At 75.1% G+C, this 24952-nt stretch carries 20 protein-coding genes; 5 read left to right on the forward strand and 15 right to left on the reverse strand.

Features of this window, described 5'->3' with window-relative positions; all coding sequences use genetic code 11:
• Positions 1-45: 45 nt before the first annotated feature.
• The 6 genes from ACZ7RU_RS06790 to ACZ7RU_RS06815 all read right to left on the reverse strand — a co-directional run bounded on the left by ACZ7RU_RS06790 (position 46) and on the right by ACZ7RU_RS06815 (position 5629).
• On the reverse strand, positions 46-534 hold the full coding sequence (locus ACZ7RU_RS06790; protein ID WP_470339844.1) for a 2'-5' RNA ligase family protein: 489 nt from the start codon (positions 532-534) through the stop codon (positions 46-48).
• A gap of 62 nt (positions 535-596) precedes the next feature.
• Positions 597-1637, reverse strand: coding sequence for a tryptophan--tRNA ligase (gene trpS / locus ACZ7RU_RS06795; RefSeq protein WP_470339845.1), 1041 nt, complete (start codon positions 1635-1637; stop codon positions 597-599).
• A 30-nt stretch (positions 1638-1667) separates the two neighbouring features.
• Positions 1668-2993, reverse strand: coding sequence for a hemolysin family protein (locus ACZ7RU_RS06800; RefSeq protein ID WP_470339846.1), 1326 nt, complete (start codon positions 2991-2993; stop codon positions 1668-1670).
• A gap of 129 nt (positions 2994-3122) precedes the next feature.
• A complete protein-coding gene (locus ACZ7RU_RS06805) occupies positions 3123-4115 on the reverse strand; it encodes a malate dehydrogenase (RefSeq protein ID WP_470339847.1) in 993 nt (330 codons plus the stop codon).
• 214 nt (positions 4116-4329) lie between these two features.
• Positions 4330-4755: a DUF3017 domain-containing protein gene (locus ACZ7RU_RS06810; protein WP_470339848.1), complete on the reverse strand. Its 426-nt coding sequence runs from the start codon at positions 4753-4755 to the stop codon at positions 4330-4332.
• Between the two features lie 19 nt (positions 4756-4774).
• Positions 4775-5629, reverse strand: a complete 855-nt coding sequence (locus ACZ7RU_RS06815; RefSeq protein WP_392867187.1) for a bifunctional methylenetetrahydrofolate dehydrogenase/methenyltetrahydrofolate cyclohydrolase — start codon at positions 5627-5629, stop codon at positions 4775-4777.
• A gap of 533 nt (positions 5630-6162) precedes the next feature.
• On the opposite strand from ACZ7RU_RS06815, the gene ACZ7RU_RS06820 reads away from it, so the two are divergent.
• Positions 6163-6768 carry a hypothetical protein gene (locus tag ACZ7RU_RS06820; protein ID WP_470339849.1) on the forward strand — a complete coding sequence of 202 codons (606 nt, stop codon included), beginning with the start codon at positions 6163-6165 and terminating at the stop codon, positions 6766-6768.
• 82 nt (positions 6769-6850) lie between these two features.
• On the opposite strand, the gene purH is transcribed toward ACZ7RU_RS06820, so the two are convergent.
• Both purH and purN read right to left on the reverse strand, forming a co-directional pair.
• Complete coding sequence (gene purH, locus ACZ7RU_RS06825; RefSeq protein ID WP_470339850.1) at positions 6851-8428, reverse strand: bifunctional phosphoribosylaminoimidazolecarboxamide formyltransferase/IMP cyclohydrolase; 1578 nt, start codon at positions 8426-8428, stop codon at positions 6851-6853.
• 69 nt (positions 8429-8497) lie between these two features.
• Positions 8498-9163, reverse strand: coding sequence for a phosphoribosylglycinamide formyltransferase (gene purN / locus ACZ7RU_RS06830; protein ID WP_470339851.1), 666 nt, complete (start codon positions 9161-9163; stop codon positions 8498-8500).
• A gap of 402 nt (positions 9164-9565) precedes the next feature.
• Between purN and ACZ7RU_RS06835 the strand changes: the two genes are divergently transcribed.
• A complete protein-coding gene (locus ACZ7RU_RS06835) occupies positions 9566-10234 on the forward strand; it encodes a hypothetical protein (protein WP_470339852.1) in 669 nt (222 codons plus the stop codon).
• A gap of 76 nt (positions 10235-10310) precedes the next feature.
• Here the strand turns inward: ACZ7RU_RS06835 and ACZ7RU_RS06840 are convergent, their stop codons facing one another.
• On the reverse strand, positions 10311-11732 hold the full coding sequence (locus ACZ7RU_RS06840) for a cell division protein PerM (protein WP_470339853.1): 1422 nt from the start codon (positions 11730-11732) through the stop codon (positions 10311-10313).
• A 132-nt stretch (positions 11733-11864) separates the two neighbouring features.
• Here ACZ7RU_RS06840 and ACZ7RU_RS06845 point away from each other — a divergent pair, with 132 nt between their 5' ends.
• Positions 11865-13922: a sigma factor-like helix-turn-helix DNA-binding protein gene (locus ACZ7RU_RS06845; protein ID WP_470339854.1), complete on the forward strand. Its 2058-nt coding sequence runs from the start codon at positions 11865-11867 to the stop codon at positions 13920-13922.
• 62 nt (positions 13923-13984) lie between these two features.
• Here ACZ7RU_RS06845 and sucD read toward each other — a convergent pair whose 3' ends face one another.
• The 5 genes from sucD to ACZ7RU_RS06870 form a co-directional block, all read right to left on the reverse strand.
• Positions 13985-14875, reverse strand: a complete 891-nt coding sequence (gene sucD / locus ACZ7RU_RS06850; RefSeq protein WP_470339855.1) for a succinate--CoA ligase subunit alpha — start codon at positions 14873-14875, stop codon at positions 13985-13987.
• Positions 14876-14893: 18 nt separating this feature from the next.
• Positions 14894-16066, reverse strand: a complete 1173-nt coding sequence (sucC, locus tag ACZ7RU_RS06855; protein WP_359911285.1) for an ADP-forming succinate--CoA ligase subunit beta — start codon at positions 16064-16066, stop codon at positions 14894-14896.
• Between the two features lie 302 nt (positions 16067-16368).
• Positions 16369-17535, reverse strand: a complete 1167-nt coding sequence (locus ACZ7RU_RS06860) for a VWA domain-containing protein (protein ID WP_470339856.1) — start codon at positions 17533-17535, stop codon at positions 16369-16371.
• A 131-nt stretch (positions 17536-17666) separates the two neighbouring features.
• Positions 17667-20048, reverse strand: coding sequence for a DUF5682 family protein (locus ACZ7RU_RS06865; protein WP_470339857.1), 2382 nt, complete (start codon positions 20046-20048; stop codon positions 17667-17669).
• Between the two features lie 64 nt (positions 20049-20112).
• Positions 20113-21195, reverse strand: coding sequence for an ATP-binding protein (locus ACZ7RU_RS06870; protein WP_470339858.1), 1083 nt, complete (start codon positions 21193-21195; stop codon positions 20113-20115).
• Between the two features lie 189 nt (positions 21196-21384).
• On the opposite strand from ACZ7RU_RS06870, the gene ACZ7RU_RS06875 reads away from it, so the two are divergent.
• Complete coding sequence (locus ACZ7RU_RS06875; RefSeq protein WP_470339859.1) at positions 21385-22683, forward strand: SWIM zinc finger family protein; 1299 nt, start codon at positions 21385-21387, stop codon at positions 22681-22683.
• 11 nt (positions 22684-22694) lie between these two features.
• Entirely contained in the window at positions 22695-24278 is a 1584-nt protein-coding gene (locus ACZ7RU_RS06880; RefSeq protein ID WP_470339860.1) for a DUF5691 domain-containing protein, read from the forward strand.
• A 145-nt stretch (positions 24279-24423) separates the two neighbouring features.
• Here the strand turns inward: ACZ7RU_RS06880 and ACZ7RU_RS06885 are convergent, their stop codons facing one another.
• Positions 24424-24828 (reverse strand): cobalamin B12-binding domain-containing protein, encoded by a 405-nt coding sequence (locus ACZ7RU_RS06885; protein ID WP_396300242.1) that lies wholly within the window; start codon positions 24826-24828, stop codon positions 24424-24426.
• Positions 24829-24952 lie beyond the last annotated feature (124 nt).

Genomic DNA, 24952 nt, shown 5'->3' on the forward strand with positions numbered 1-24952 from the left:
CGGGCCGCCCTCGCCGGTCACGCCCGCCGGGTCACGCCCGCCGGGTCATCCGAACGGGTAGCTCCGCCAGGGGCGCCAGACCTCGTCCGCGTCGAAGCGGGAGAGGCCGAAGCCCGGCACCGGGAACTCCGCCCGGAAGCCGCGCGCCTGCTCGTAGGCCTGGTCCAGCACGTCGTCGGACAGGCCGTGGGCGACCGTCACGTGCGGGTGGTACGGGAAGGCCAGCTCGCGGGCCAGCGGGCCGGAGCGGATGTCCGCCTCCAGCAGCCGGCACTCCTGCGCGCCCTCCTCGACCCGGACGTACACCACCGGGGAGACCGGGCGGAAGGTCCCGCCGCCGCGCAGCAGCATCCGGAACGGCCGGTGCGCGGCCGCCACCGCCGCCAGGTGCTCCTCGATCTTCGGCAGCGCGTCGGCGGGCACCTCGGTCGGCGGCAGCAGGGTGACGTGCGTGGGTATCGACCGGGCCAGCGGATCGCCGTGCCCGGCCCGGGCGTCCTGGATCGCCGTGCCGAACGGATCCGGGACGCTCACGGACACGCCGATGGTGACGACCTCGGGGAGGTCGCCACCACCGGGCAGGTGCGCGCGGGGAGTCACCGCTTGGCGGCCGGGAGGAAGCCGATCCGGTCGTACACCGACTCCAGCGTCCGGGACGCCACCTCGCGGGCCTTCTCGGCGCCGTTCGCCAGCACCCGGTCCAGCTCGGCCGGGTCGTCCAGGAACATCCGGGTGCGCTCCTGGAAGGGCGTGACCCACTCGGTGAACAGCTCGGCCAGCTCGGTCTTCAGGGCGCCGTACATCTTGCCCTCGAAGTGCTCGACCAGCTGCTCGACCGACTGGCCGCTGAGCGCGGAGTGGATGCGCAGCAGGTTGGAGACGCCGGCCTTCCCCTCCTCGTCGTAGGAGACGACGGTGCCGGTGTCGGTGACGGCGCTCTTGAACTTCTTGGCGCTGGCCTTCGGCTCGTCCAGCAGGCTGACCAGGCCCTTGGCCGAGGACGCGGACTTGCTCATCTTCACGCCCGGGTCCTGGAGGTCCATGATCTTCGCCGTCTCCTTGAGGATGTACGGCTGAGGGACCGTGAAGGTCGACCCGAAGCGGGTGTTGAACCGGTCCGCGAGGTCGCGGGTGAGCTCCAGGTGCTGGCGCTGGTCCTCCCCGACCGGGACGGCGTCCGCCTGGTAGAGCAGGACGTCCGCGACCATCAGGACCGGGTAGGTGAACAGGCCGACGGTGGTGCTGTCGGCGCCGTGCCGGGAGGACTTGTCCTTGAACTGGGTCATCCGGGAGGCCTCGCCGAAGCCGGTGAGGCAGTTCATCACCCAGGCGAGCTGCGCGTGCTCGGGCACGTGCGACTGGACGAACAGCGTGCAGCGCTCCGGGTCGAGGCCGGCGCCGAGCAGCTGGGCAGCGGAGACCCGGGTGTTCTCGCGCAGTTCCTTCGGGTCCTGGGCGACCGTGATGGCGTGCAGGTCGACGACCATGTAGAAGGCGTCGTTGGCCTCCTGGAGGTCGACCCACTGGCGCACCGCGCCCAGGTAGTTGCCGAGGTGGAACGAGCCGGAGGTGGGCTGGATGCCGGAGAGCACCCGGGGACGGTCCTTGACCGGACCAGTGACCGCTGCGTTGACCATGCGGGCCATTGTTCCAGTTCCACCGCTCGCTCAGGAAACCTCCGCCCCCGGAGGTTCGGCCAGTGTGACCGCACTCACCCCCACCCGGGCGATCCGCCTGCCCTCGACCTTGGCCACCGTCAGCAGCACCCCGCCGCCGCCCTCGACCGGGACCCGCACCTGGTCGCCGTCCCGGGGCAGCCGGCCGAGCGCGGCGACCAGGCAGCCCGCCACCGTCTCGTACGGGCCCTCGGGCAGGGTGACGCCGGTCTCCTCGGTGAAGTCGCCGAGGTTGAGCAGACCGTCCAGCTCCATGCCGCCGCCGGCCAGCCGGCGGGTGGGGGCGGCCTCCGGGCGGTCGTACTCGTCGCGGATCTCGCCGATCACCTCCTCGACCAGGTCCTCCAGGGTGACGATCCCGGCGGTGCCGCCGTACTCGTCCACCACGATGGCCAGGTGGTGGCCCTCGCGGCGCATCTCGCCCATCGCCTCCAGCACCCGCTTGGTGCCGGGCAGCAGCTTGACCGGGCGGGCCAGGTCGCGGACCTTGGCGGCCTGCTCGCCGCGCGCGCCGTACAGGTCGCGGACGTGGACGAAGCCGACCACCGCGTCGGCGCTGCCCTCGACCACCGGGTAACGCGAGTGCGGCGAGGTGTCGGCCTGGTGCCGGACGGCGGCCAGCGGGCGTTCGGCGTCCAGGAAGGTCACCTCGGTGCGCGGGACCATCACCTCGCGCAGCTGGCGCTCCCCGGCGGAGAACACGTCGGCGATCAACGCCCGTTCGTCGCTTCCGAGTTCGGTGTTGGTGGCGACCAGGCCGCGCAGTTCCTCGGAGCTCATCGAGCCGCGGCCCGCCGTCGGATCGCCGCCGAGCAGCCGGACCATCAGGTCGGTGGAGTGGCCGAGCAGCCAGATCGCCGGCCGCAGCACCACCGACATCACGTCCACCACCGGGGCGGCGACGACCGAGATCGACTCGGCGCGCTGGAGGCCGATCCGCTTGGGGGTCAGCTCGCCCAGCACCAGCGAGGCGTAACTGATCACCAGGGTGAGGCCGACCAGGGCCACCGCGTCGGACACGCCCTCGGACAGCCCGGCCCGGACGAACAGCGGGGCGACCTTGCCGGCCAGGGTGTCCGCGCCGAAGGCGGCGGACAGGAAGCCCATGCAGGTCACCCCGACCTGGACGGCGGCCAGGAAGCGGTTGGGGTCGGCGGCCAGGTGCGCGGCCCGGGCCGCGCGCCGGGTGCCGCGCCCCTCCAGAGCCCGGATCTGGCCCTCCCGCAGCGAGATCAGCGAGATCTCGGCGACGTTGAACAGCCCGCCCAGCAGGATGAAGACGAGGACGAGCGCGGCGTCCCCGAGTGTTTCGTTCACAGCGGGCCAGTGTAGGGCGGCCGGTACCCGCCGGGGCCGGACACGGCGGGCCCGGCGGCCGGACACGGCGGCGGCCCGCCGCTTCCGGGAGGGAAGCGGCGGGCCGCCGGTGGACCGTGCGGGGCGGGCTCAGATGAGGCCCAGCTGCTGGACCGCGTCGCGCTCCTCGGTCAGCTCCTTGACCGAGGCGTCGATGCGGGCGCGCGAGAAGTCGGAGATCTCCAGACCCTGGACGATCTCGAACCCGCCGTCCTTGGTGGTGACCGGGAAGGAGGAGATCAGGCCCTCCGGAACGCCGTACGAGCCGTCGGAGACGACGCCCATGGAGGTCCAGTCGCCCTCGGCGGTGCCGTTGACCCAGGTGTAGACGTGGTCGATGGCGGCGTTGGCGGCCGAGGCGGCCGAGGAGGCGCCACGGGCCTCGATGATGGCGGCGCCGCGCTTGGCGACGGTCGGGATGAAGTCGTTCTCCAGCCAGGCCAGGTCGCTGCCGACGGCCTCGAAGGCCGGCTTGCCGGCGATCTCGGCCTGGAAGACGTCCGGGTACTGGGTCGCGGAGTGGTTGCCCCAGATGGTGACGCGCTTGATGTCGGAGACCAGGGCGCCGGTCTTGGCGGACAGCTGGCCGAGGGCGCGGTTGTGGTCCAGGCGGGTCATCGCGGTGAAGCGCTCGGCCGGGACGTCCGGGGCGTTGCGCTGGGCGATCAGGGCGTTGGTGTTGGCCGGGTTGCCGACGACCAGGACCTTGATGTCGTCCGCGGCGTGGTCGTTGATGGCCTTGCCCTGCGGGCCGAAGATGCCGCCGTTGGCCTGGAGCAGGTCACCGCGCTCCATGCCCGCGGTGCGCGGACGGGCGCCGACCAGCAGCGCGACGTTGGCGCCGTCGAAGGCCTCGTTCGGGTTGTCGGTGATCGTGATGTCGCGCAGCAGCGGGAAGGCGCAGTCGACGAGCTCCATGGCGGTGCCCTCGGCGGCCTTCAGGCCCTGCGGGATCTCCAGGAGGCGCAGGTTCACCGGCACGTCGGCACCGAGCAGGTGGCCCGAGGCGATGCGGAAGAGCAGCGCGTAGCCGATCTGGCCGGCCGCTCCGGTGATGGTGACGTTGACGGGGGTGCGGGTCATTTCTACCTTCTCCAGCAAATCGCCAGGCGCCCCAGGCACACCGGCACTGGAGCCAGGATGATCTCTCTCGACGTCGAGAGACCGGCGTCAGGTTATCGCAAAGGGAAGCGTACGCCGGGTGTCCCGGCGTGGCTGATTCATCACAGAAGAAAGGCGGCCCCCGCCCCGGCCCTGGGTTTCCATGGGCCGGGCGGGGGCCGCCTCGGACATCGGGTCAGTGCCTCGGCCGGCCCATCAGCTGGCCGATGTTGTCGAGCAGTGGGATCTGCACCCACGGGTTCGGCTGTGCCACCAGGGTCAGCAGCACGATCGAGAGGCCCAGGAAGCTCAGCACGATCACGTCGGTGAAGCGGCTGCGCACCGCCAGCATGCCGACCTCGGGCAGCACCAGCCGCAGCACCGCGCCGAGCAGCACGCCGCCGCCGAGGATCAGCAGCCCGTACTTGAAACCGTCCTTGAAGTCGGCGAACCAGGTGACCGCGAGGCCGGCGCCGACGACCAGCAGGACCAGCGTGATCGGCCACTGCCGCACCGGCAGGGCGTGAGCGCGCCCGAGGGCCGCGGCCGAGCCCTCGGGGGGCAGAGTGCCGGTGGTCTTGACCGGCCTGCGGCGGGTCCGTGCCGGTCGCGGTTCAGTCATGCTCGCCGTCCCTGGGTTGTCAGATGCCGGCGCGGCGCTCGGCCGCCTCGACGATGTTGTTGAGCAGCATCGCGCGGGTCATCGGGCCCACGCCGCCGGGGTTCGGGGAGATCCAGCCGGCCACCTCGGCCACGCCCGGGTGCACGTCGCCGACGATCTTGCCCTCGCTGCGGCTGACGCCCACGTCCAGCACCGCCGCGCCCGGCTTGACGTCCTCCGGCTTGACCAGGTGCGGCACGCCGGCGGCGGCCACGATGATGTCGGCCTTGCGCAGGTGGGCACCGAGGTCCCGGGTGCCGGTGTGGCACAGGGTGACGGTGGCGTTCTCGCTGCGGCGGGTCAGCAGCAGGCCGATCGAGCGGCCGACGGTGATGCCGCGGCCGACCACGACCACCTCGGCGCCGTTGATCTCGACGTCGTGGCGGCGCAGCAGCTCGACGATGCCGAGCGGGGTGCACGGCAGCGGGCCGTCGATGCCCAGGGCGAGCCGGCCGAGCGAGGTCGGGTGCAGGCCGTCGGCGTCCTTGTCCGGGTCCATCAGCTCAAGGACCGGGTTCTGGTCCAGGCCCTTGGGCAGCGGCAGCTGGACGATGTAGCCGGTGCAGGACGGGTCGGCGTTGAGCTCGCGGACGACGTTCTCGACGTCCTCCTGGGTGGCGGTGGCGGGCAGCTCGCGCTGGATCGAGGCGATGCCGACCTCGGCGCAGTCCTTGTGCTTCCCGTTCACGTACCAGCGGCTGCCCGGGTCGTCGCCGACCAGGACGGTGCCGAGGCCGGGCGTGACGCCCTTCGCCTTGAGGGCCGCCACGCGGGCGGCGAGTTCGGACTTGATCGCGGCGGCGGTGGCCTTGCCATCGAGAATCTGGGCAGTCATGACCCCATTCTCCCGGATCGCCGGCAGTCTCCGTACCGAGGGCGTCCGACGGCTCCGACGGCCCCGGCCGGGCCGACGGGAGGGTGGACGAACGGGTCGACCGCCGGGTGAACGGACGGGTACGAAGGTCCGCCGCACGTTGCGGTTGCGCCACAGTCTTGACGCGGCGCGCGGAACCGGCTGGACAGGGCGCCGTCGTCCGGATGACGATAAGCGCGCATTCCCGCCGCGATACCGGCCCGGTGACGGGCCGACGGACCCCGCGGCGGGCGTACCCGGGGGAAAGAGTCAGTGAGCCGACCACAGCAGAACGAGCCGTCCGACCGCGGAGGCACCGTCCGGCCCGCGCCGTACCCGTCGGCCGCCTCGCGCCCCTGATGCTCACCACGCTGCCGAGCCGCGGCGCCCGTCACCGCCGCCGGGCTGTCACCCCGCTCAGCTAACGTCCCCTTCGGCCGGTGAACCGACTCACCGACCGGCACCGGGCCGTCACTGTCCCGTCCCCGCGTCCCCGTAACTGCCCGGAGGCATCCATGAGTTACCCGCCCGACCCGAACAACCCGTACGGCCAGCCGCCGGCCGCCCCGGGCTACGGCTACCCGCAGCAGGCCCCGCCGCCGGCCGCCGCGTACGGCTACCCGCAGCCCGCGCCGGCCTACGGGTACGCGCCGGTGGCCCCGCCGACCATGCCGGGCCTGGTGACGACCGCCCGCGTGCTGCTCTTCATCGTCGGCGGCGTGCAGACGCTCGCCGCGATCGCCTACATGATCATCGGTGCGGCCGCCAAGGACGTCACCAACGCCGGCCGGGCCGCGACCAACGACAACCCGATCACCGCGCTGGGCGACGCCGCCGCCGGTGTCCTGATCGTCGTCGCCGTGGTGTTCGGGCTGTTCGCCGCGCTCTCCATCACGCTGGGCGCGAAGTTCGGCAAGGGCGGCAACGCCGTCCGCGTCACCACCATCGTCTACGGCTCGCTCGGCGCCCTGGTCGGCCTGCTGATCCTGCTCGGCGCCATCTCCGGCGGCACCGCCGTCGGCCTGGTGATGGCCCTGCTCTGGCTGGCGGTCAGCATCATCTGGATCACCGCCATGTGCGTCCAGGACGGCGTCAACTGGTTCAACCGGCCGCGTTACTGACCGGCCCGCACGACCGAGCGGCCCGGCTCCCTCCTCGGAGGGGGCCGGGCCGCTCTGTCATGCCGTCACGCCGCGGGCGGGATCAGTGGAAGAAGTGCCGCGCACCGGTGAAGTACATGGTCACGCCGGCCTCGGCGGCCGCCGCGACGACCTCCTCGTCCCGGATCGAGCCACCGGGCTGGACGATCGCCCTGACGCCGGCCGCGATCAGGATCGCCGGGCCGTCCGCGAACGGGAAGAAGGCGTCCGAGGCCGCGTAGGCACCCTTGGCGCGCTCGCCGGCCCGCTCGACCGCGAGCTTGCAGGAGTCCACCCGGTTGACCTGGCCCATGCCGACGCCGACCGAGGCGCCGTCCTTGGCCAGCAGGATCGCGTTGGACTTGACAGCCCGGCAGGCCCGCCAGGCGAAGGCCAGCTCGGCCAGCTCGTCCGCGGACAGCGCCTCACCGGTGGCGAGGGTCCAGTTCGCCGGGTCGTCGCCCTCGGCGTGCACCCGGTCGGCGTCCTGGAGCAGTACGCCGCCGGAGACCGGGCGCACCTCCCGGCGGTTGGCCGGGGCCTCGGGGGCGAGCAGCACCCGCAGGTTCTTCTTGCGGGTGAGCACCTCCAGGGCGCCATCCTCGTAGCCGGGGGCCACGACGACCTCGGTGAAGATCGGGGCGATCTGCTCGGCCAGCGCGACGGTGACCGGGCGGTTGACGGCGATCACGCCGCCGTACGCCGAGACCGGGTCGCACTCGTGCGCCTTGCGGTGCGCCTCGGCGACGTCGGCGCCGGTCGCGATGCCGCACGGGTTGGCGTGCTTGATGATCGCGACGGCCGGCTCGGCGTGGTCGTAGGCTGCGCGCCGGGCGGCGTCGGTGTCGACGTAGTTGTTGTACGACATCTCCTTGCCGTGCAGCTGCCGCGCGCCGGCCAGGCCGCCGGTGCCGTCGCTGTACAGCGCGGCGCCCTGGTGCGGGTTCTCGCCGTAGCGCAGCACGTTCTGCCGCTCCCAGGTCGAACCGAGGAACTCGGGGAACCGCTCGTCGCTGGGCGCGTAGCCGTCCTCGAACCAGGAGGCGACGGCCACGTCGTAGGCGGCGGTGTGGGCGAACGCGGCACCGGCCAGGCGCTTGCGCATGGCCAGGTCGAAGCCGCCCTCCCGGACGGCCTTCAGCACGTCGCCGTAGCGGGCCGGGTCGACCACCACGGCCACCGAGGGGTGGTTCTTGGCGGCGGCGCGGACCATGCTCGGGCCGCCGATGTCGATCTGCTCGACGCACTCGTCCGGGGTGGCGCCGGAGGCGACGGTGGCCTTGAACGGGTAGAGGTTCACCACGACCAGGTCGAAGGGCTCGACGCCCAGCTCGGCCAGCTGCGCGCGGTGCGACTCCAGCCGCAGGTCGGCCAGCACGCCGGCGTGCACGCGGGGGTGCAGCGTCTTCACGCGCCCGTCCAGGCACTCCGGGAAGCCGGTCAGCTCGGAGACCTCGGTCACCGGGACGCCGGCGGCGGCGATCCGGCCGGCGGTGGAGCCGGTGGAGACGATGGCGACCCCGGCGGCGTGCAGGCCCTGGGCCAGCTCCTCCAGACCGGTCTTGTCGTACACGCTGATCAGCGCGCGACGGATCGGACGAACGTTCTCCGAAACGGGCGTGGTGGTGGAGCTGGCACTCATGCTCCCACCTCGCTGCGCTCGGCGGGCGCTGCGCGCCAGGCACCTTCCTCGATGACTCGTTCGCTGCGCTCACTCATGTGCCGGAATCCATACCTTTCGGTCCTCGATGCGGTGACCCTCGCGGGCCAGCCGGCCCACGACGTCGACGAGCAGCTTGCGCTCGACAGTCTTGATGCGCTCGTGCAGCGCGTCGCCGCCATCGGCGTGGTCGGCGTCGACGACCTCGACGACGCCCTGCGCGATGATCGGCCCGGTGTCCACGCCGGCGTCGACCAGGTGGACGGTGCAGCCGGTGACCTTCACCCCGTACGCGAGCGCGTCGGTGACGCCGTGGGCGCCGGGGAAGGCGGGCAGCAGTGCGGGGTGGGTGTTGACGATCCGCCCGGCGAAGGCGGCGATGAACTCGGGGCCGAGGATCTTCATGAAGCCGGCCGTGACCACCAGGTCCGGCTGGTACCCGGCGGTGGAGGCGGTCAGCGCGCGGTCCCAGGCGGCCCGGTCGGGGAAGTCCTTCACCCGGTGGACGAAGGTCGGCAGACCGGCCTTCCCGGCGCGCTCCAGGCCGACGATCCCGTCCCGGTCCGCGCCGACGGCGAGGATCTCGGCGCCGTACGCCGGATCGGCCGCGGCGTCGATCAGCGCCTGCAGGTTGGTGCCGGAACCGGAGACCAGCACCACCAGGCGGGCCGGTCCGGGCGTACGGGGCGGGAAGTGCTGGGCGGGGGCGGCGGCCACTGCGCGTCTCTCCGTAGGTCGGGCGCCGTCCGCTGGTACGTCCACCGGCGGTGGGGCCACTACGAACGGCAGGTCGAGCGAGGGGGAACTCCGGGAAAACCCGCCGCGACGCGGGCCCGGGGAACCTCTGTGGGCTGCTGACCGTCACCACGATAACGGCTGGTCGGACGGCCTCCGCACCCTCCCGGCGGCGCTACGCGCGTAGTTGAGACGGGGATCTCCTCCGGCCCGCCGCACCGGAGTTGCCCGGCCCGCGGCGGCCCACCGGCGGTCGCCCACCGGCCCCGCGACACGGGCCGCCGGTGGCCCCGCGGACGGCTGCGGGATCATTGGGGGCGCGGGAGACCGCTCCGACGCGAGAACCTCCGAACGAGCCCCGACCGAGAAGGAATGGCTGAACCCATGAGCAGCGGCGACGACACCGGCGAGCGCAACCCCTTCGCACCGCCGCCGGCGGATGCCCCGGACCAGCCGTGGCAGCCGCGCAGCCCCTGGGGCGGCGGGAGCCACGGCTCCGACGGGCAGGGCGGCCCCGACGGGCAGGGTGGCTCCGACGGCCGGGGCGGCGAGCGCCCGCAGCTGCCGCCGCCGTGGGGTCCCGGCGGCGACGGCCGCCCCGGCCAGCGGCCGCCGGCCCCGCAGCCGCCCCGGCTCGACCTCGCCGATCCGGCCCACCGCAAGGCCCGCAACGCCGCGCTGGCCGGGCCGTTCGCCCTGGTCTGCCTGTTCGCGGGGTTCCACTGGATCGCCCTGCTGGTCGGGGCGCTCGGCATCGTCTGGGGCGTCGGCGCGCTGCGCGCCCGGCGGACCGGTCCGGCCGTCACCGCGGTCGCCGGACCGGGCGGCCCGGTACCGGTGGCCCCGGCGTCGAACCCGCTCACCCCGGCCGCGCTCGCCGGAATCCTGACCGGCGCGATGACCATCGTGGTCGCCACCTCGGTGATCGGCCTCGGGTACCACTACCGCGACTACGTCACCTGCGTCCAGGACTCGCTGACCAGCGTCGGCGCCCAGAACTGCGACCGGTACGCGCCGCAGTGGTACGTGGACTTCACCGGGAACACCGAGTAGTCGGACCTCCGGGTCCGCTCGGCCGTCCGGCTCGGACGGCCAGACGGGGCGGATCCGTTCGGACGCCCGGGTCCGGTCAGGCGTCCAGGCCCACGAGGTCGTCCGGGTCCCGGTCCACGGGGTCCGGCCCGTCGGCCTTCCTGACGCCCGGCGCGGAAAGCCGCAGCACGAGGGCGTACGTACAGGCGCGCAGCCTCAGCGCGCCCCGGCGGGCCCGCCGCGCGAGCCGGGCGTACACGCCCCTGCCGTCCGCCGGGCCCAGCGTGCGGTACCGGACCAGCAGCGCGCCCGGAACGGCGACCAGCGCGATCCAGCCCGCCGCCGCCGGGCCCGTCCACGGCACCGGTCCCACCCAGGCCAGCCGCTCCCCCGCCAGCGCCCCGCCGGAGAGCCAGCCCAGCACCGCCGCCCCGGCCCCGACCGACAGCGCCGCCGCCAGCGCGGCCACCGCCGTCGCCGCCGCCGGCCAGGGCCGGGACCGCTCGCCGGACCCGGCCACGGGAGGCCTCCGGCCCGCCGCCGCGCGGCCCAGCAGCACCGCCGGCACCACGCCCGCCAGCAGCGGCAGCGCCGACGCCGCGAGCCGCCAGCCGCCCGGGCCGTCCGCCGGCAGCAGGGCGAACAGCGGGAACTCGGGCACCGGGCCCAGCACCGTACCGGCCGGCGACACCACCGTCCCGGCGCCCACCGCGAAGCCCGGCCCCAGCGCGTACGCCGCACCCCACAGCACCGCGTTCGGCAGCACGGCCAGCGCGAGCAGCAGCAGCCCCGCCACCGCGGCGGGCCCGCCGCCCAGCGGCGCCGTCCCGCGCCCGCCGCCGGCCACCGCGTCCAGCACCGCCGAGCACCCCACCAGCAGGCCGCCCGCCGCGACCAGCCCGGCGCCGCCCGCCAGCGCCGCGGTCCGTACCACCGGCGCGCCGCCGGCCGGGCGGCAGCGCGGGGGGAGGCGGTCCAGCGGGGAGTCGACCGGCAGGTCGAGGACGGTCACCGAGCGCGCCCCGGCGGCCGTCGCCAGTCCCGCCACCAGCGCCACCACCAGGACGTCCGGCAGCACCCGGCTGCGGAACAGCCCGGCGCCCGCGCAGTGCAGCGCCACCCCGACGGCCACCGCGCAGTAGCCCGCCCACACCGCCACGGGGCCGCCCCAGCGCGAGCGCAGCCCGCGCCGCCCCGCCACCCCGGCGGCCGCCCGGTGGAGCCGGACCACGGCCAGGACGCCGAGCAGCAGCGGAGTGACGGTCAGCGGGGCGTCCGTCGGCCCGCGCAGCACCGGCGCGCCGTGCCCGAGCAGCCAGAGCACCCCCGCCGACCGGGTGACAGCGGCCGCGCCGTCGTCCGCGTACGGCGACATCACCCAGAGCCCGAGCACCGGCGCCCCGACCACCGCGAGGCCGACCAGCGCCGTCCGCACTCCCGCCAACAGGTCGGCCAGCGCGGGGCGTCCACCCCATTCACCGGGCGACTCCAGGATCGGACGGCCCATCAGCTGCGTCATGGGCCACATGGTGCCAAGGCGACTCGCCATGCTCCGTGAAGCGCCAAACCGCCGCCGTGTCCCAGATTATTGGCTTATGCGCATTTTCAGACCTTGCCCCCAAGCCGCCGGCGCCCCGGCCCGGAGCGTCTGATGACCACGCCACCCACCGCCGACTCCCCCACCCCGGAGCGCCACCGCAAGGCGGCCCGCGCCGACACCGACGCGGGCCGCCTGCTGCGGAAACTGACCCCCCGTGAGGCCCAGACCCTGGCGCACCTCGCGGCCGGCCACGACCTCCCCCGCACCGCCGCCGCCCTCGGGGTCACCCCCACCACCGTCCGCAGCTACCTCCAGCGCGCCCTGCGCAAGCTCGGCGCCCGCACCGAGGCGGAGGCCCTCGCCCTGCTGGCCGGCGCCCTGCCGCACCCCCCGGGCCCCGGGCCGACCGGGCACCCGGTGAACTTCGCCGGCCGCCACCCGGCCGACCTGGGTCCGGCCCCGGCAGCCGGCCCGGGTCCGGCCCCGGCGACCGACCGCCCACGGGCCGGCGCCGCGCCGGGCGGGGAAGCGGCGGGCGGGGAAGCGGCCGGAAGGCGGCGCCGCTCCCGAACCGGGAGGCCGTCGCCCGGCCCGAAGGGAGCCGCCCCCGGGCGCGCGCAGGAGGAGTGCACGCCCGAGGCGCGGGCGGCAGACGCCGCCACCGGGCCGGCGCGCCCGGCCGCACCGGTGACGCGCGACGGCCGGCGTCAGCCGTCCGAAGCGGTCCGCGAACCGGCATCTCCGGCGGACCCCGGGCCGCCCGGCGGCATTCCCGCCGCCGGGCAGGCCCGGGCCGGGGACGTCCCGACCGCGAACGCGGGACCGGCGACCGCCGCGGCCGCGTCCGGCGGCCCCGACCGGACACGCCCGGCGGAGCGGGAGGAACCCGACACCGGCCCCTCGCCCGGGGCAGGCCACGACGACACTCCGCGCCGGGCCCCGACCGCGCCGGAAGCGGACGGGGCGCAGCCGCCCGGCCGGGCCCGGAGCGGGGAGCAGGAGGAGCACCGCGCCGCCCCCTCCCCTGCGGCCCGCGCCCAGGCCCCGGCCGAGCACGCCGCCGTCGGCCCCGGGTGGGCGGCGCTGGCCGCCGCCGCCCCCTCGGGCGCGGACGACGACCTCGACGCTGAGCCCCCGGTCCCCCCGGCGATGAGCTTCGAGGAGCTGTACGAGACCGCGCACACCCGGCTGGTGCAGCAGGTGTTCCTGCTGACCGCCTGCCGCCACCGGGCGGTGCACTGCGTGCGGCGGGCGTTCGGGGAGGCCCGGCGGCGCTGGGAGGTGGTGGCCGGTTCGGGGAGCCCGGAGGGGTGGGTCCGGGTGCGGGCCTGCGAGCTGGCGCTGTCCCCGTGGCACCGGGGCGGGCCCCGGCGGTCGCACGCGTGGGGGCTGCCGCACCGGCGGATCAAGGTGCGGCCGGCCGACGAGGCGCAGGCGGTGCTGCCGGACCACGACCGGCTCACCGACCGGGACCGGGCGCTGCTGAAGGCGCTCAGGCGGCTGTCCCGGCCGCAGCGCCGGGCGCTGGTGCTGCACGACGGGCTGGGCCTGCCGGCCGCGGCGGTCGCGGTGGAGGTGGAGTCCACCCTGGCGGCGGCCGAGGGGCGGGTGTGGGCCGCCCGGGCGGCGCTGGCGAGGTGGGTGCCGGAGCTGGTCGGCCCGGATCCGGCGGCGCCGGGTTTCGCGGACGGGTTGAGCGGGCTGCTGCACCGGGCGGCGGTGCGCGGCTGCCCGCAGCCGCACCGGATGCCGGTTCCGGTGCTGCGGGCCCGGCACCGGCTCCGGACGGCGAGCCGGACGGGCGCGGCGGCGCTGCTGACGGTCGCGGTGGGCGGGGCGACGCTGGCCACCCTGGCGGGGGTGCGCCCGGCGGAGCTGTTCCGGCCGGCCGCCCCGCCGGCGCCCGCGCTGTGCCTGCCCGCCGCCGGGGCGGAGCCGGCGGAGCCGGGCGTGCCGCTGGTGCCCGGCGGCACGCCGAACGGCATCACCAGCATCTGGTGCAGCCCGGCGCCCGGCCTGGAGGCCGTCCTGGTGGAGCCGCGGTCGCAGGCGGTCGCGCGCTGGGAGCTGCCGGCGGCGGGCCGGGGGGCCGCTCCGCCGCCGCAGGGCCCGGTGGTCTGCCGGCTGTGGTCGCCGCTGCCCTGCACGACGGGGCCGAAGGCGCCCTGAGCCGGAACGGCGAGCGCCCCCGCCCGGGGAGGGCGGGGGCGCTCGTCACGCGCGGGGCGGGATCAGCCCTGGGCGGCGATGATCTCGCGGGCCAGGCGGGCGGTCTCGGACGGCGTCTTGCCGACCTTGACACCGGCGGCCTCGAGGGCCTCCTTCTTCGCCTGGGCGGTGCCCGAGGAGCCGGAGACGATGGCGCCGGCGTGGCCCATGGTCTTGCCCTCGGGGGCGGTGAAGCCCGCGACGTAGCCGACGACCGGCTTGGTCACGTTCGCCTTGATGAAGTCCGCGGCACGCTCCTCGGCGTCGCCACCGATCTCACCGATCATGACGATGAGCTCGGTCTCCGGGTCCTCCTGGAAGGCCTTGAGCGCGTCGATGTGGGTGGTGCCGATGACCGGGTCGCCACCGATGCCGACGGCCGAGGTGAAGCCGATGTCCCGCAGCTCGTACATGAGCTGGTAGGTCAGGGTGCCGGACTTCGAGACCAGGCCGATCTTGCCGGCCTTGGTGATGTCGGCCGGGATGATGCCGGCGTTCGACTGTCCGGGGCTGATCAGGCCGGGGCAGTTCGGGCCGATGATGCGGGTCTTGTTGCCCTTGGCACCGGCGTGCGCCCAGAAGGCGGCGGTGTCGTGCACCGGGACGCCCTCGGTGATGACGACGGCCAGCGGGATCTCGGCGTCGATGGCCTCGACGACGGCGGCCTTGGTGAAGGCCGGCGGCACGAAGAGGACGGAGACGTCGGCGCCGGTCTCCTTCATGGCCTCGGCGACGGAGCCGAAGACCGGGATCTCGGTGCCGTCGACGTCGACCGTGGTGCCGGCCTTGCGCGGGTTCACGCCGCCGACGATCTGGGTGCCGGACGCGAGCATGCGGCGGGTGTGCTTCATGCCCTCGGCGCCGGTCATGCCCTGGACGATGACCTTGCTGTCCTTGGTAAGGAAGATAGCCATGGTGTTAAGTCCCCTTCCTTACTTGTTGGCCAGCTCGGCGGCGCGGTCAGCGGCGCCGTCCATGGTGTCCACGCGCTGGACCAGCGGGTGGTTGGCGTCGTCGAGGATCTTGCGACCCAGCTCCGCGTTGTTGCCGTCCAGACGGACGACCAGCGGCTTGGTGACGTTCTCGCCCTTGCCCTCGAGGAGCGCCAGGGCCTGCACGATGCCGTTGGCGACCGCGTCGCACGCGGTGATGCCGCCGAAGACGTTGACGAAGACCGACTTGACGTCGGGGTCGCCCAGGATGATCTCCAGGCCGTTCGCCATCACCTCGGCGGAGGCGCCGCCACCGATGTCGAGGAAGTTGGCGGGCTTGACGCCGCCGTGGTTCTCACCGGCGTAGGCGACCACGTCGAGGGTGCTCATGACGAGGCCCGCGCCGTTGCCGATGATGCCGACCTGGCCGTCGAGCTTGACGTAGTTCAGGCCCTTGGCCTTGGCGGCCGCCTCGAGCGGGTTGGCCGCGGCCTTGTCCTCGAGCGCCTCGTGCTCCGGCTGGCGGAACTCGGCGTTCTCGTCCAGGGAGACCTTGCCGTCGAGCGCGATGATCTTGCCCTCGCCGGACTTGATCAGCGGGTTGACCTCGACGAGGAGGGCGTCCTCCTTGATGAAGACGGTCCACAGCTTCTGCAGGACCTCGGCGACCTGGTCGGCGACCTCGGCCGGGAACTTCGCCGCGGCGACGATCTCGGCGGCCTTCTCCGGGGTGCAGCCCTCGTTGGCGTCGACCGGGATCTTGGCGAGCGCCTCGGGGTTCTGCTCGGCGACGACCTCGATCTCCACGCCGCCCTCGACGCTGGCCATGGCCAGGAAGGTGCGGTTGGTGCGGTCCAGCAGGAACGAGACGTAGTACTCGTCCTTGATGTCCGCGGTCTGGGCCAGCATCACCTTGTGAACGGTGTGGCCCTTGATGTCCATGCCGAGGATCTGCTCGGCCTTGGCGACGGCGTCCGCCGGGTCGGCGGCGAGCTTGACGCCGCCGGCCTTGCCTCGGCCGCCCACCTTCACCTGAGCCTTGACGACGGCGCGGCCGCCGAAGCGCTCCGCGATGGCGGCAGCGTCTGCGGCGGTCTCGATGACATCGCCGTCAAGCACGGGCACGCCGTGCTTGGCGAAGAGGTCCCTCGCCTGGTACTCGAACAGGTCCACGTGTTTGTCCTTGTTCGTGGTCGCGGATTGTGTCTCTACGAGCGTGCCACGGCAGGATCTTCGCTGCGGGTCGTCGGGGCGGTGCGGGTACGCAGAGGTACGGCCTTGCGGCCCACACAGCCACGGGCGCACACGTCAATCAACACGCGCGTCACGTCCGTCTGGCAGGTTATCCCCGCTGGACGGGCCTGTTCCGCCCGGGGCCTGCCCGGCTTGGGTGAGAACCGTCACAGAATGCCCGGCGGGACGGGGTCCGCTGCCGGTCCACCGATCGAGCGGATTGACGCGTTCGGGTGAACACCTCATCCCCCCTGCGGCGGGACCGGGATCGGGCGCTTCTCGATGGCCGCCGCCATGATCTCCGGGAACGCGTCCGGGGTGCAGGCGAAGGCCGGCGCGCCGAGCGAGGCCAGGGCGGCGGCGTGCGCGTGGTCGTACGCCGGGGCCCCCTCGTCGGAGAGCGCGAGCAGGGCGATGAACTGGACGCCGGCCGCCTTCATCGCGGCGACCCGCTTGAGCATGCCGTCCCGGATGCCGCCCTCGTACAGGTCGCTGATCAGCACCACGACGGTCTCGGACGGCCGGGTGATCTTCGACTGGCAGTAGGCGAGCGCGCGGTTGATGTCGGTGCCGCCGCCGAGCTGGGTGGCGAACAGGACGTCGACCGGGTCGGTGAGCTGTTCGGTGAGGTCGACCACCGACGTGTCGAAGACGACCAGCCGGGTGTCCAGGGTGCGCATCGAGGCGAGCACCGCGCCGAACACCGCCGAGTGGACGACCGAGGGCGCCATCGAGCCGGACTGGTCGATGCAGAGGATGACGTCCTTCTTCACCGCGCGCTGGGCGCGGGCGTAGCCGACCAGCCGCTCGGGGACGACGGTGCCGTGCTCGGGCAGGTAGTTCTTCAGGTTGGCCCGGATGGTGCGGTCCCAGTCGATGTCGCGGTGGCGGGGGCGGTTGACCTTGGCGCTGCGGTCGAGGGCGCCGCCGAGGGTGGCCCGGGTGCGGTCGGCGAGCCGGCGCTCCAGGTCCGCGACCACCTTGCCGACCACCGCCCGGGCGGTCTCCCGGGTGGTCTCGGGCAGCGCGTGCTTGAGCGAGAGCAGGGTGCCGACCAGGTGCACGTCCGGCTCGACGGCCTCCAGCATCTCCGGCTCCAGCAGCAGCCGGTCCAGGCCGAGCCGGCTGATCGCGTCCTGCTGCATCAGCTGCACGACGGTGGACGGGAAGTACTCGCGGATGTCGCCCAGCCAGCGGGCCACCTGCGGGGCCGAGCCGCCCAGCCCGGCGCTGCGGCGGCTGCCGCGGCCGGGCCGGGCGCCCTCCTCGGGGGCACCGCGGTAGAGCGCGGCGAGGGCGCCGTCCATCGCGGCGTCACGGCCGCGCAGGGTGCAGCCGGTGCCGTCGGCCTCGCCGCCCAGCACCAGCCGCCAGCGGCGCAGCCGTTCGTCGGTCGTGGGCGCTGCCATCTCGTCCTCCTCCTTCAGCGGGTCCTGCGGCGGGGCAGGCGTTCGGTGCGGTGCGGGCCGCGGCGGTACGGGGTCACCGTGGGGGTGGCACTGCGGGGTGTGGCTCCGCGGGGTGTGGCTCCGCGGCGGTGTCAGGTGTCGCGGCCGGCGGCCTGCCGGGGGATCCTCGGCCGGACGCCGAGCAGCAGGGCCACCACCGGGACGGCGGCGTCGGCGCGGGCCCGGTCCAGTTCACCGGCCTCGGCCCGGGCTGCCGGGGGCTCGCCGAGCGGGCCGGCCGCGACCCGGCCGCCGATGGTGGTGCGCACGCCCGCCTCCAGTCCGGCGAAGGTGCGGCGCAGCAGCGGCAGGACGTCGGTGAAGACCTCGCCGCTCACTCCGGTCAGCCACTCGTCCAGCAGGGCGAGCAGCCTCGGGTCGTGCAGCAGCAGGGCGCCGCCGCCGGTCAGGAAGCCCTCGACCCAACCGGCCGCGTCCGCCGGGGCGTTGGCGACGGAGAGCACCAGCCGCAGCCGTCGGCCCGCCTCCTCGGAGCCGAGCCGGCCGTCGTCCAGCAGCAGCCGTACGGCCCGGCCGCGCAGCAGCCCGGGGGCACCGGTGGCCGGTCCGCCGGCCGGCTCGCGGCGGGCCAGCGAGCCCAGGGCGCCGGCCCAGCGGTCGGCCAGGCCGGCCAGACCGTCGGGGTCCGGCGCCGTGCCGGTGTCGGGGGCGGTGGCGGTGGCGGTGACGGTGTCGGGGGCGGCGGGATCGGCGGCCAGCAGGCCGATCGCGCCGTGCACCTCGTCGAGGCGGCCGCGCATCGCCGCCGCGCTGTCCGCGTCCAGGCCGACGCAGGCGGGCGGCAGCCCGACGCAGATCCGCTCGGCCAGGCCCGAGGCCGCCTCGGCGAGCGCGCCGTGGTCGGTGCCGCGCACGTCGCCGTAGCGCAGCGCGCGGACCAGCGCCGGCAGCGCGCCCGCGAGGTGGGCGACGTCGGTGTCCAGGGCCGCGCAGTCGGCCAGCACCCGCATCACCGCGGGCAGCGCACCGGACAGTCCGGCCAGCAGGCAGGTCTCCACCAGGCCGGTCAGCTCGGCGAGCTCCTCGGCGGCGCGGGCGGTGCCGACGGCCTTGTTGGCCGCCGCCTCCTCGACCGTGGTGCCCCACTGGGCGGCCTCGGCGATCCGCACCGCGAACTCGGGCTGCCAGCACAGCCGCCAGCTCTCCCGGAACGTCCCGGTCGAGTTCACCGAGGAGCGCGCGGGCACGCCCCAGTCCACGCCCAGCAGCCGCAGCCGGTGCAGCAGCCGGGAGCGGGCCGCGTCGGTCTCCTTGCGCAGGTCGAGGTCGACGTCCTTCGGCGCGGCCTCGGGCTTGAGCCGCAGCGAGCGCTGCAACCGGGTCAGGTCGCGCTGGAGCGGCACCGCCGGTGCGGCGTCCGGGACCTCGCCGAGCGCGTCGCCGACCACCAGGCGGTCCCGGACCAGCTCCAGGGCGACGTCGGAGCCCTCGCAGAGCACCGCGCGCACGGCGTCCAGGGTCTCGGTCAGCCCGGCGAGCGGGCGGCCGCGCAGCACGGCCAGGCTCTCGGCGAGCCGGACCGCCTCGATCACGTGCGCGGAGGAGACCGGGTGGTCCTCGGCGCGCAACAGCTCGGCGGCCCGGGTGAGCCAGCGCGGCACCGGGTCCCCGTCGGTGGTGAACAGGTGGTGGTACCAGCCGGGCGACTGCACGCCCGCGCCGTAGCCGGTGGCCTGGGAGAGCCTGCGGTGCGTCCACGGCACCCAGGTGATGTCCGTGCGCACCTTCTTCGGCAGCCCGGCGAGCAGGGCCCGGTCGTGGGCGACGGTGGGCATCGTCTCCAGCGCGGGGACGTGGAAGGCCCCGCAGACCACGGCGATCCGCTGGTGCCCGGCGCGGCGGGCGGCGCGGATCTGCTGGCGCATGTACGCCTCGCGCAGCTGGTCCCGGCGGGACTCGCCGAGGCCCTCGGCGCGCAGCGCGCCCATCGCCTCGGCGACGGCGGCGAACGGCGCCAGCGCGTCGCCGCCGGGCGCGCGGTGCTCGACCACGTCCTCCCACCAGCGCTCCGCGTCGTCGTGCCCGGCGGCCTCGGCGAGCAGCGCCAGCGGGTCGGCTACCGACTCGGCGTCGTCCTCCCCGGTGCCGTCCTTCTCGGCGCCCGTCGCAGCGGCGTCCGCCGGGGCCGGCGCGAACCCGTACCCGGCGGGCAGGTCGATGAAGCGGACCGGCAGGTCGTGCTCCACGGCGTGCCGGATCGCCACCCACTCCGGGGAGAACTCGGCGTACGGCCAGAAGGCGGCCCTGGCCGGGTCGTCCACCGCGTGGGCGAGCAGCGCCACCGGCGGGACCAGGTCCTTCTCGGCGGCCAGGTGGACGATGCCGTCGGCCTCCGGCGGGCCCTCGATCAGCACCGCGTCCGGCCGCCACTGCGCCAGCGCGGCGGCCACCGCCCGGGCCGAGCCGGGACCGTGGTGGCGGATGCCGAGGAGGGCGACCTCGACAGGGCTCATGCTCCCACCTCGCCGCGCCCGGCAGGGGCACTCGCCCACACGCACCCCTCCACGACTCGCCCGCTCATGCCGTCACCTCGCGGGCGGCGCGGTAGAAGTCCTTCCAGCCGTCGCGCTCGCGCACCACCCCTTCGACGTACTCGCGCCAGACCGCCCGGTCCGCCACCGGGTCGCGGACGACGGCGCCGAGGATGCCGGCCGTCACGTCCCCGGCGCGCAGCACGCCGTCGCCGAAGTGGGTGGCCAGGGCGAGTCCGTTGGTCACCACCGAGATCGCCTCGGCGGTGGAGAGGGTGCCGCTCGGGGTCTTGACCTTCGTCCGGCCGTCCACCGTGATCCCGGCCCGCAGCTCGCGGAAGACGGTGACCACCCGCCTGATCTCCTCGGCGCCGCCCGGCAGTTCGGGCAGGTCCAGGGAGCGGCCGAGCTGGTTGACCCGGCGGGTGACGATGTCGACCTCCTCGTCCAGGGAGCCCGGCAGCGGCAGCACCACGGTGTTGAAGCGGCGGCGCAGCGCGCTGGACAGCTCGTTGACGCCGCGGTCGCGGTCGTTGGCGGTGGCGATCACGTTGAAGCCGCGCACCGCCTGGGTCTCGGTGCCCAACTCCGGTATCGGGAGCGTCTTCTCGGACAGGATGGTGATCAGACTGTCCTGCACGTCGGCCGGGATGCGGGTGAGCTCCTCGACCCTGGCGATCCTGCCCTCGGCCATCGCCCGCATCAGCGGCGAGGGCACCAGGGCGTCCCGGCTGGGCCCGTGGGTCAGCAGCTGGGCGTAGTTCCAGCCGTACCGGACGGCCTCCTCGGGAGTGCCGGCGGTGCCCTGCACCAGCATCGTGGAGTCGCCGCTGATCGCCGCGGCGAGGTGCTCGGACACCCAGGTCTTCGCGGTGCCGGGCACACCGAGCAGCAGCAGCGCGCGGTCCGTCGCCAGGGTCGTCACGGCGACCTCGACGACCCGGCGCGGGCCGATGTACTTGGGGGTGATCCGGGTGCCGTCGGGCAGTTCGCCACCGAGCAGGTACGTCGCCACGGCCCACGGCGAGAGCTTCCAGCGCTCGGGGCGCGGACGGTCGTCCTGCGCGGCCAGCGCGGCCAGTTCACCGGCGAAGGCGTCCTCGGCGTGCTGCCGCAGAACGTCTGTCATGGGGGCTCCTTCGGGTCGGCCGCCGGGCGCACGGGTGCCCTGGACGGCAGGATGATCGGGGGGAGCCAGGTCGGCGTCCCGGCCTGTGGGAACCACCCTGCACCGAGCCACTGACATCCGCCGCCGACCTCGGCGGAGCTCCGGACGGGCCGTCAGCAGCTGTCAGTGGTGCCGCCTACGGTCGGTCGCATGGAGGAACGCTGGAGCACCGAACACGTCCTGTCCCTGGCACCTGACGCCGCCTCGCGGAAGGCCGCGGGCAAGCTCTCCGCGCCCGCGCCGTGGTCCGCCACCGGCACCGACGGCGCCGCGCTGTGGGGCGAGTGCAAGGGCAGCGGCCGCACGCCGTACCGCACCGCGATCGAGCTCGCCACGCCCGCCTACCAGTGCAGCTGCCCCAGCCGGAAGTTCCCGTGCAAGCACGCGCTCGGGCTCCTCCTGCTGTGGAGCGGCACCCCGCAGGCCGTCCCGGCCGGCGAGCCCGCCGACTGGGTGGCCGAGTGGCTCAGGTCCCGCCAGGACCGCGCCGAGAAGCGCGCGAAGGAGACGGTCGATCCGGAGGCCGCCCGGCGCCGGGCCGAGAAGCGCGGCGCCCGGGTCGCGGCCGGGGCGGCCGAACTGCGGCTGCGGCTGGCCGACCGGGTCCGGCACGGCCTGGCCGACCAGTCCACCGCCGGGCCCTGGGAGGAGGTCGCCGCCCGGATGGTCGACGCGCAGGCCCCCGGCCTGGCCACCCGGGTCCGCGAGCTGGACGCGCTGCCGCAGGAGCGGCTGCTGGAGGAGTACGCGATGCTCCACCTGCTCGCCACCGCCGCCACCCGGATGGACGAGCTGCCGGCCGAGCTGGCCGCCACCGTCCGCACCCGGGTCGGCTACACCGTGGAGTCCACCGAGGTGCTGGCCGGCCCCACCGTCCGCGACCGCTGGCTGGTGCTCGGCAGCCGGGACACCACCGACGAGCGGCTCATCACCCGCCGGATCTGGCTGCGCGGCGCCAAGACCGGCCGTCCGGCCCTGCTGCTCTCCTTCGGCCGCCCCGGCCAGGCGCCCGCCCTCGCCCTGCCCACCGGCCACCTGGTGGAGGCCGACCTCGCCTACCACCCCGGCGCCCATCCGCTGCGCGCCACCCTCGGCGAGCGCTACGGCGCCCCCGAGCCGGGCCCCGCCGACCCGCCCGCCGGGCTCACCGTCGCCGAGGCGGTGGCCGCCTACGGCACGGCCGTCGCCGACGACCCGTGGCTGGAGAGCCGCCCGACCGTGCTCGACAGCGTCGTCCCGGTGCACGCCCCCGGCGGCTGGTTCCTGACGGACGGCCACCACACCGTGCCGGTCCGCACCTCGTCCGTCCCGGAGGCCGCGCTGTGGCGGCTGGCCGCGGTCTCCACCGGCCGCCCGCTGACGGTCTTCGGCGAGTACGGCCACCAGGGCTTCGCCCCGGTCACGGCCTGGGCCGCCGGCCGACGCCCGGTCGGCCTCACCAACGCATAGGAGAACCCGGCATGACGCTCACCCAGGACCCGTGGGAGACGCTGCACACCACCGCCCTGCTCGGCACCGACCGCCGCCCGCTCCCGGCCACCGCCCTGCCGCTCGCCGACGCCGTGGACCAGGGCGATCCGGCCACCGCGCTGCTGGAGCTGGCCGCGCTGGCCACCGTCCGCCGCCGGGCCGGCGCGCTGCCCGTACCGGCCGCCCAGCCTCCGGGCCCGCCCGCGGCCGAGGACCCCCGCCCGGAGCTGCCCGAGCCGGCCGCCCGCCGGCTGGCCGTCCTGCTCTCGGGGCGGACCGGCAGCGGCGGCGGCACCCTGGCCAACCTGGCCGAGCTGCTGCCGCAGTGGCTCGACGCCGCCCGGGACCGCGGCCTGCGCCCGCCCGCCGCGCTGATACCCGGCCTGCTCGACGCCGCCCGGGCCCGTAGCGAACTGCGGCCCGACGCCGTGGCGTTGGCCGGTCCGCTGGGCCGCTGGCTGGCCGAGCGGAACCCCGACTGGCGGTTCGTGCTGCGCACCACCACCCCCGAGCTGCCGCGGCAGCCCACGGACGACCGGCTCTGGCACGAGGGCCTGTTCGCCGAGCGGGTCACCCACCTCACGCTGCTCCGCCGCCGCGACCCCGCGGCCGGCCTGGAGCTGCTGCGCGGCACCTGGTCCACCGAGCGCGCCGAGGACCGCCTGCTCTTCCTGGACGCCCTCCAGGACGGCCTCTCCCCCGCCGACGAGCCCTTCCTGGAGGCCGCCCTCGGCGACCGCAGCAAGAACGTCCGGGCCACCGCCGCCGAGCTGCTCTCCACCCTGCCCGGCTCGGCGCTGGCCCGCCGGATGGCCGAGCGGGCCCGGGCCGCCGTCCGGCTCGCCGACACCGGGACCCACCTGCTGGTCACCCCGCCCGTCGAGTGCGACGCGCAGATGCAGCGCGACGGGATCGCGCCCAAGTCGCCCACCGGGCGCGGCGAACGGGCCTGGTGGTTCGGTGAAGTGGTGGCCGCCGCGCCGCTGTCGCTCTGGCCGCGGACCACCGGACTGACGCCCGAACAGCTGCTCGCCCTGCGGGTCGGTGACAGCATCGACGAGACCACCAGCAGCTGGGCCGACGACCTGCGGGAGGCCTGGGCGCGGGCCGCCGTCCGCCAGCAGGACGCCGACTGGGCCCGGGCGCTGCTCGGCCCGGCACCCGTCGCCGGTCGCGGTGCGCGGGCCCGCTCGCCGCGCACCACCGGCGCCCCGGCCAAGCTGCTGGCCGTCCTGCCGCCGGAGGAGCGGGCGGTCTGGACGGCCGCGTTCATCCGGGTGCACGGGCTGGGCGAGGCCTTCCAGCTGCTCGGAGCCTGCGCCACCCCGTGGACGCCGCCGCTGTCCACCGCCGTGGTGGCCGCGCTGGCCCGGGCGGCGGCCTCCGGGGCGTACCCGTGGAGCCACAGCGGGGTGCTCGGGATGACGGAGCGCGCGCTCGCCCCGGAGACGGCCGCCGCGGTGGAGGAGCTGGCCGCCGGGGCCGCCCCGGACTCCGCCTGGTCGGAGACCTTCGCCCGGCTGGCCGGCACCCTGCGCTTCCGGGCGGCGATGCTCGCCGAGCTGGCGGGCTGAGCCCGGGGCTCCCGCACACCCCGGAACGACTGGGAACGACCGGGAACGACCGGGACCGGCCGGGAACGACGGAACGCCCCGGAACTCCCCGGAACGACGGAGCGGGCCGGCCCCGGAAGGGCCGGCCCGCTCGACGCGCCGTGGTTCAGCCGGCCCGCAGGTTCGACTCGACCCAGGCGACCACGTCCCGGGTCGGCGTGCCCGGGGTGAAGATGTCCGCGACGCCCATCGCCTTGAGCTCGGCGACGTCCTCGTCCGGGATGATCCCGCCGCAGAAGACCTTGATGTCCTCGGCGTCGCGCTCCTTCAGCAGCTCCAGCACCCGGGCGCAGAGCGTCATGTGGGCACCGGAGAGGATCGACAGCCCGATGCCGTCCGCGTCCTCCTGGATCGCGGTGTCGACGACCTGCTCGGGCGTCTGGTGCAGTCCGGTGTAGATGACCTCCATACCGGCGTCGCGCAGGGCGCGCGCGATGACCTTGGCACCACGGTCGTGACCGTCGAGCCCGGGCTTGGCGACCACCACACGGATCGGCCCCGACACACTCATGACTGCCTCCTGGACGTCGTCGTCCACCATCCGACCGGGCCTCGTGGGCCGCCGGCGCGGTTAACGGTCAATAACCAACCTGAGGGGAGGTTAGCGCCACCCGGCCCGGTTGGCCGTGCCGCCC

Source organism: Kitasatospora sp. NPDC114501 (assembly GCF_055633695.1).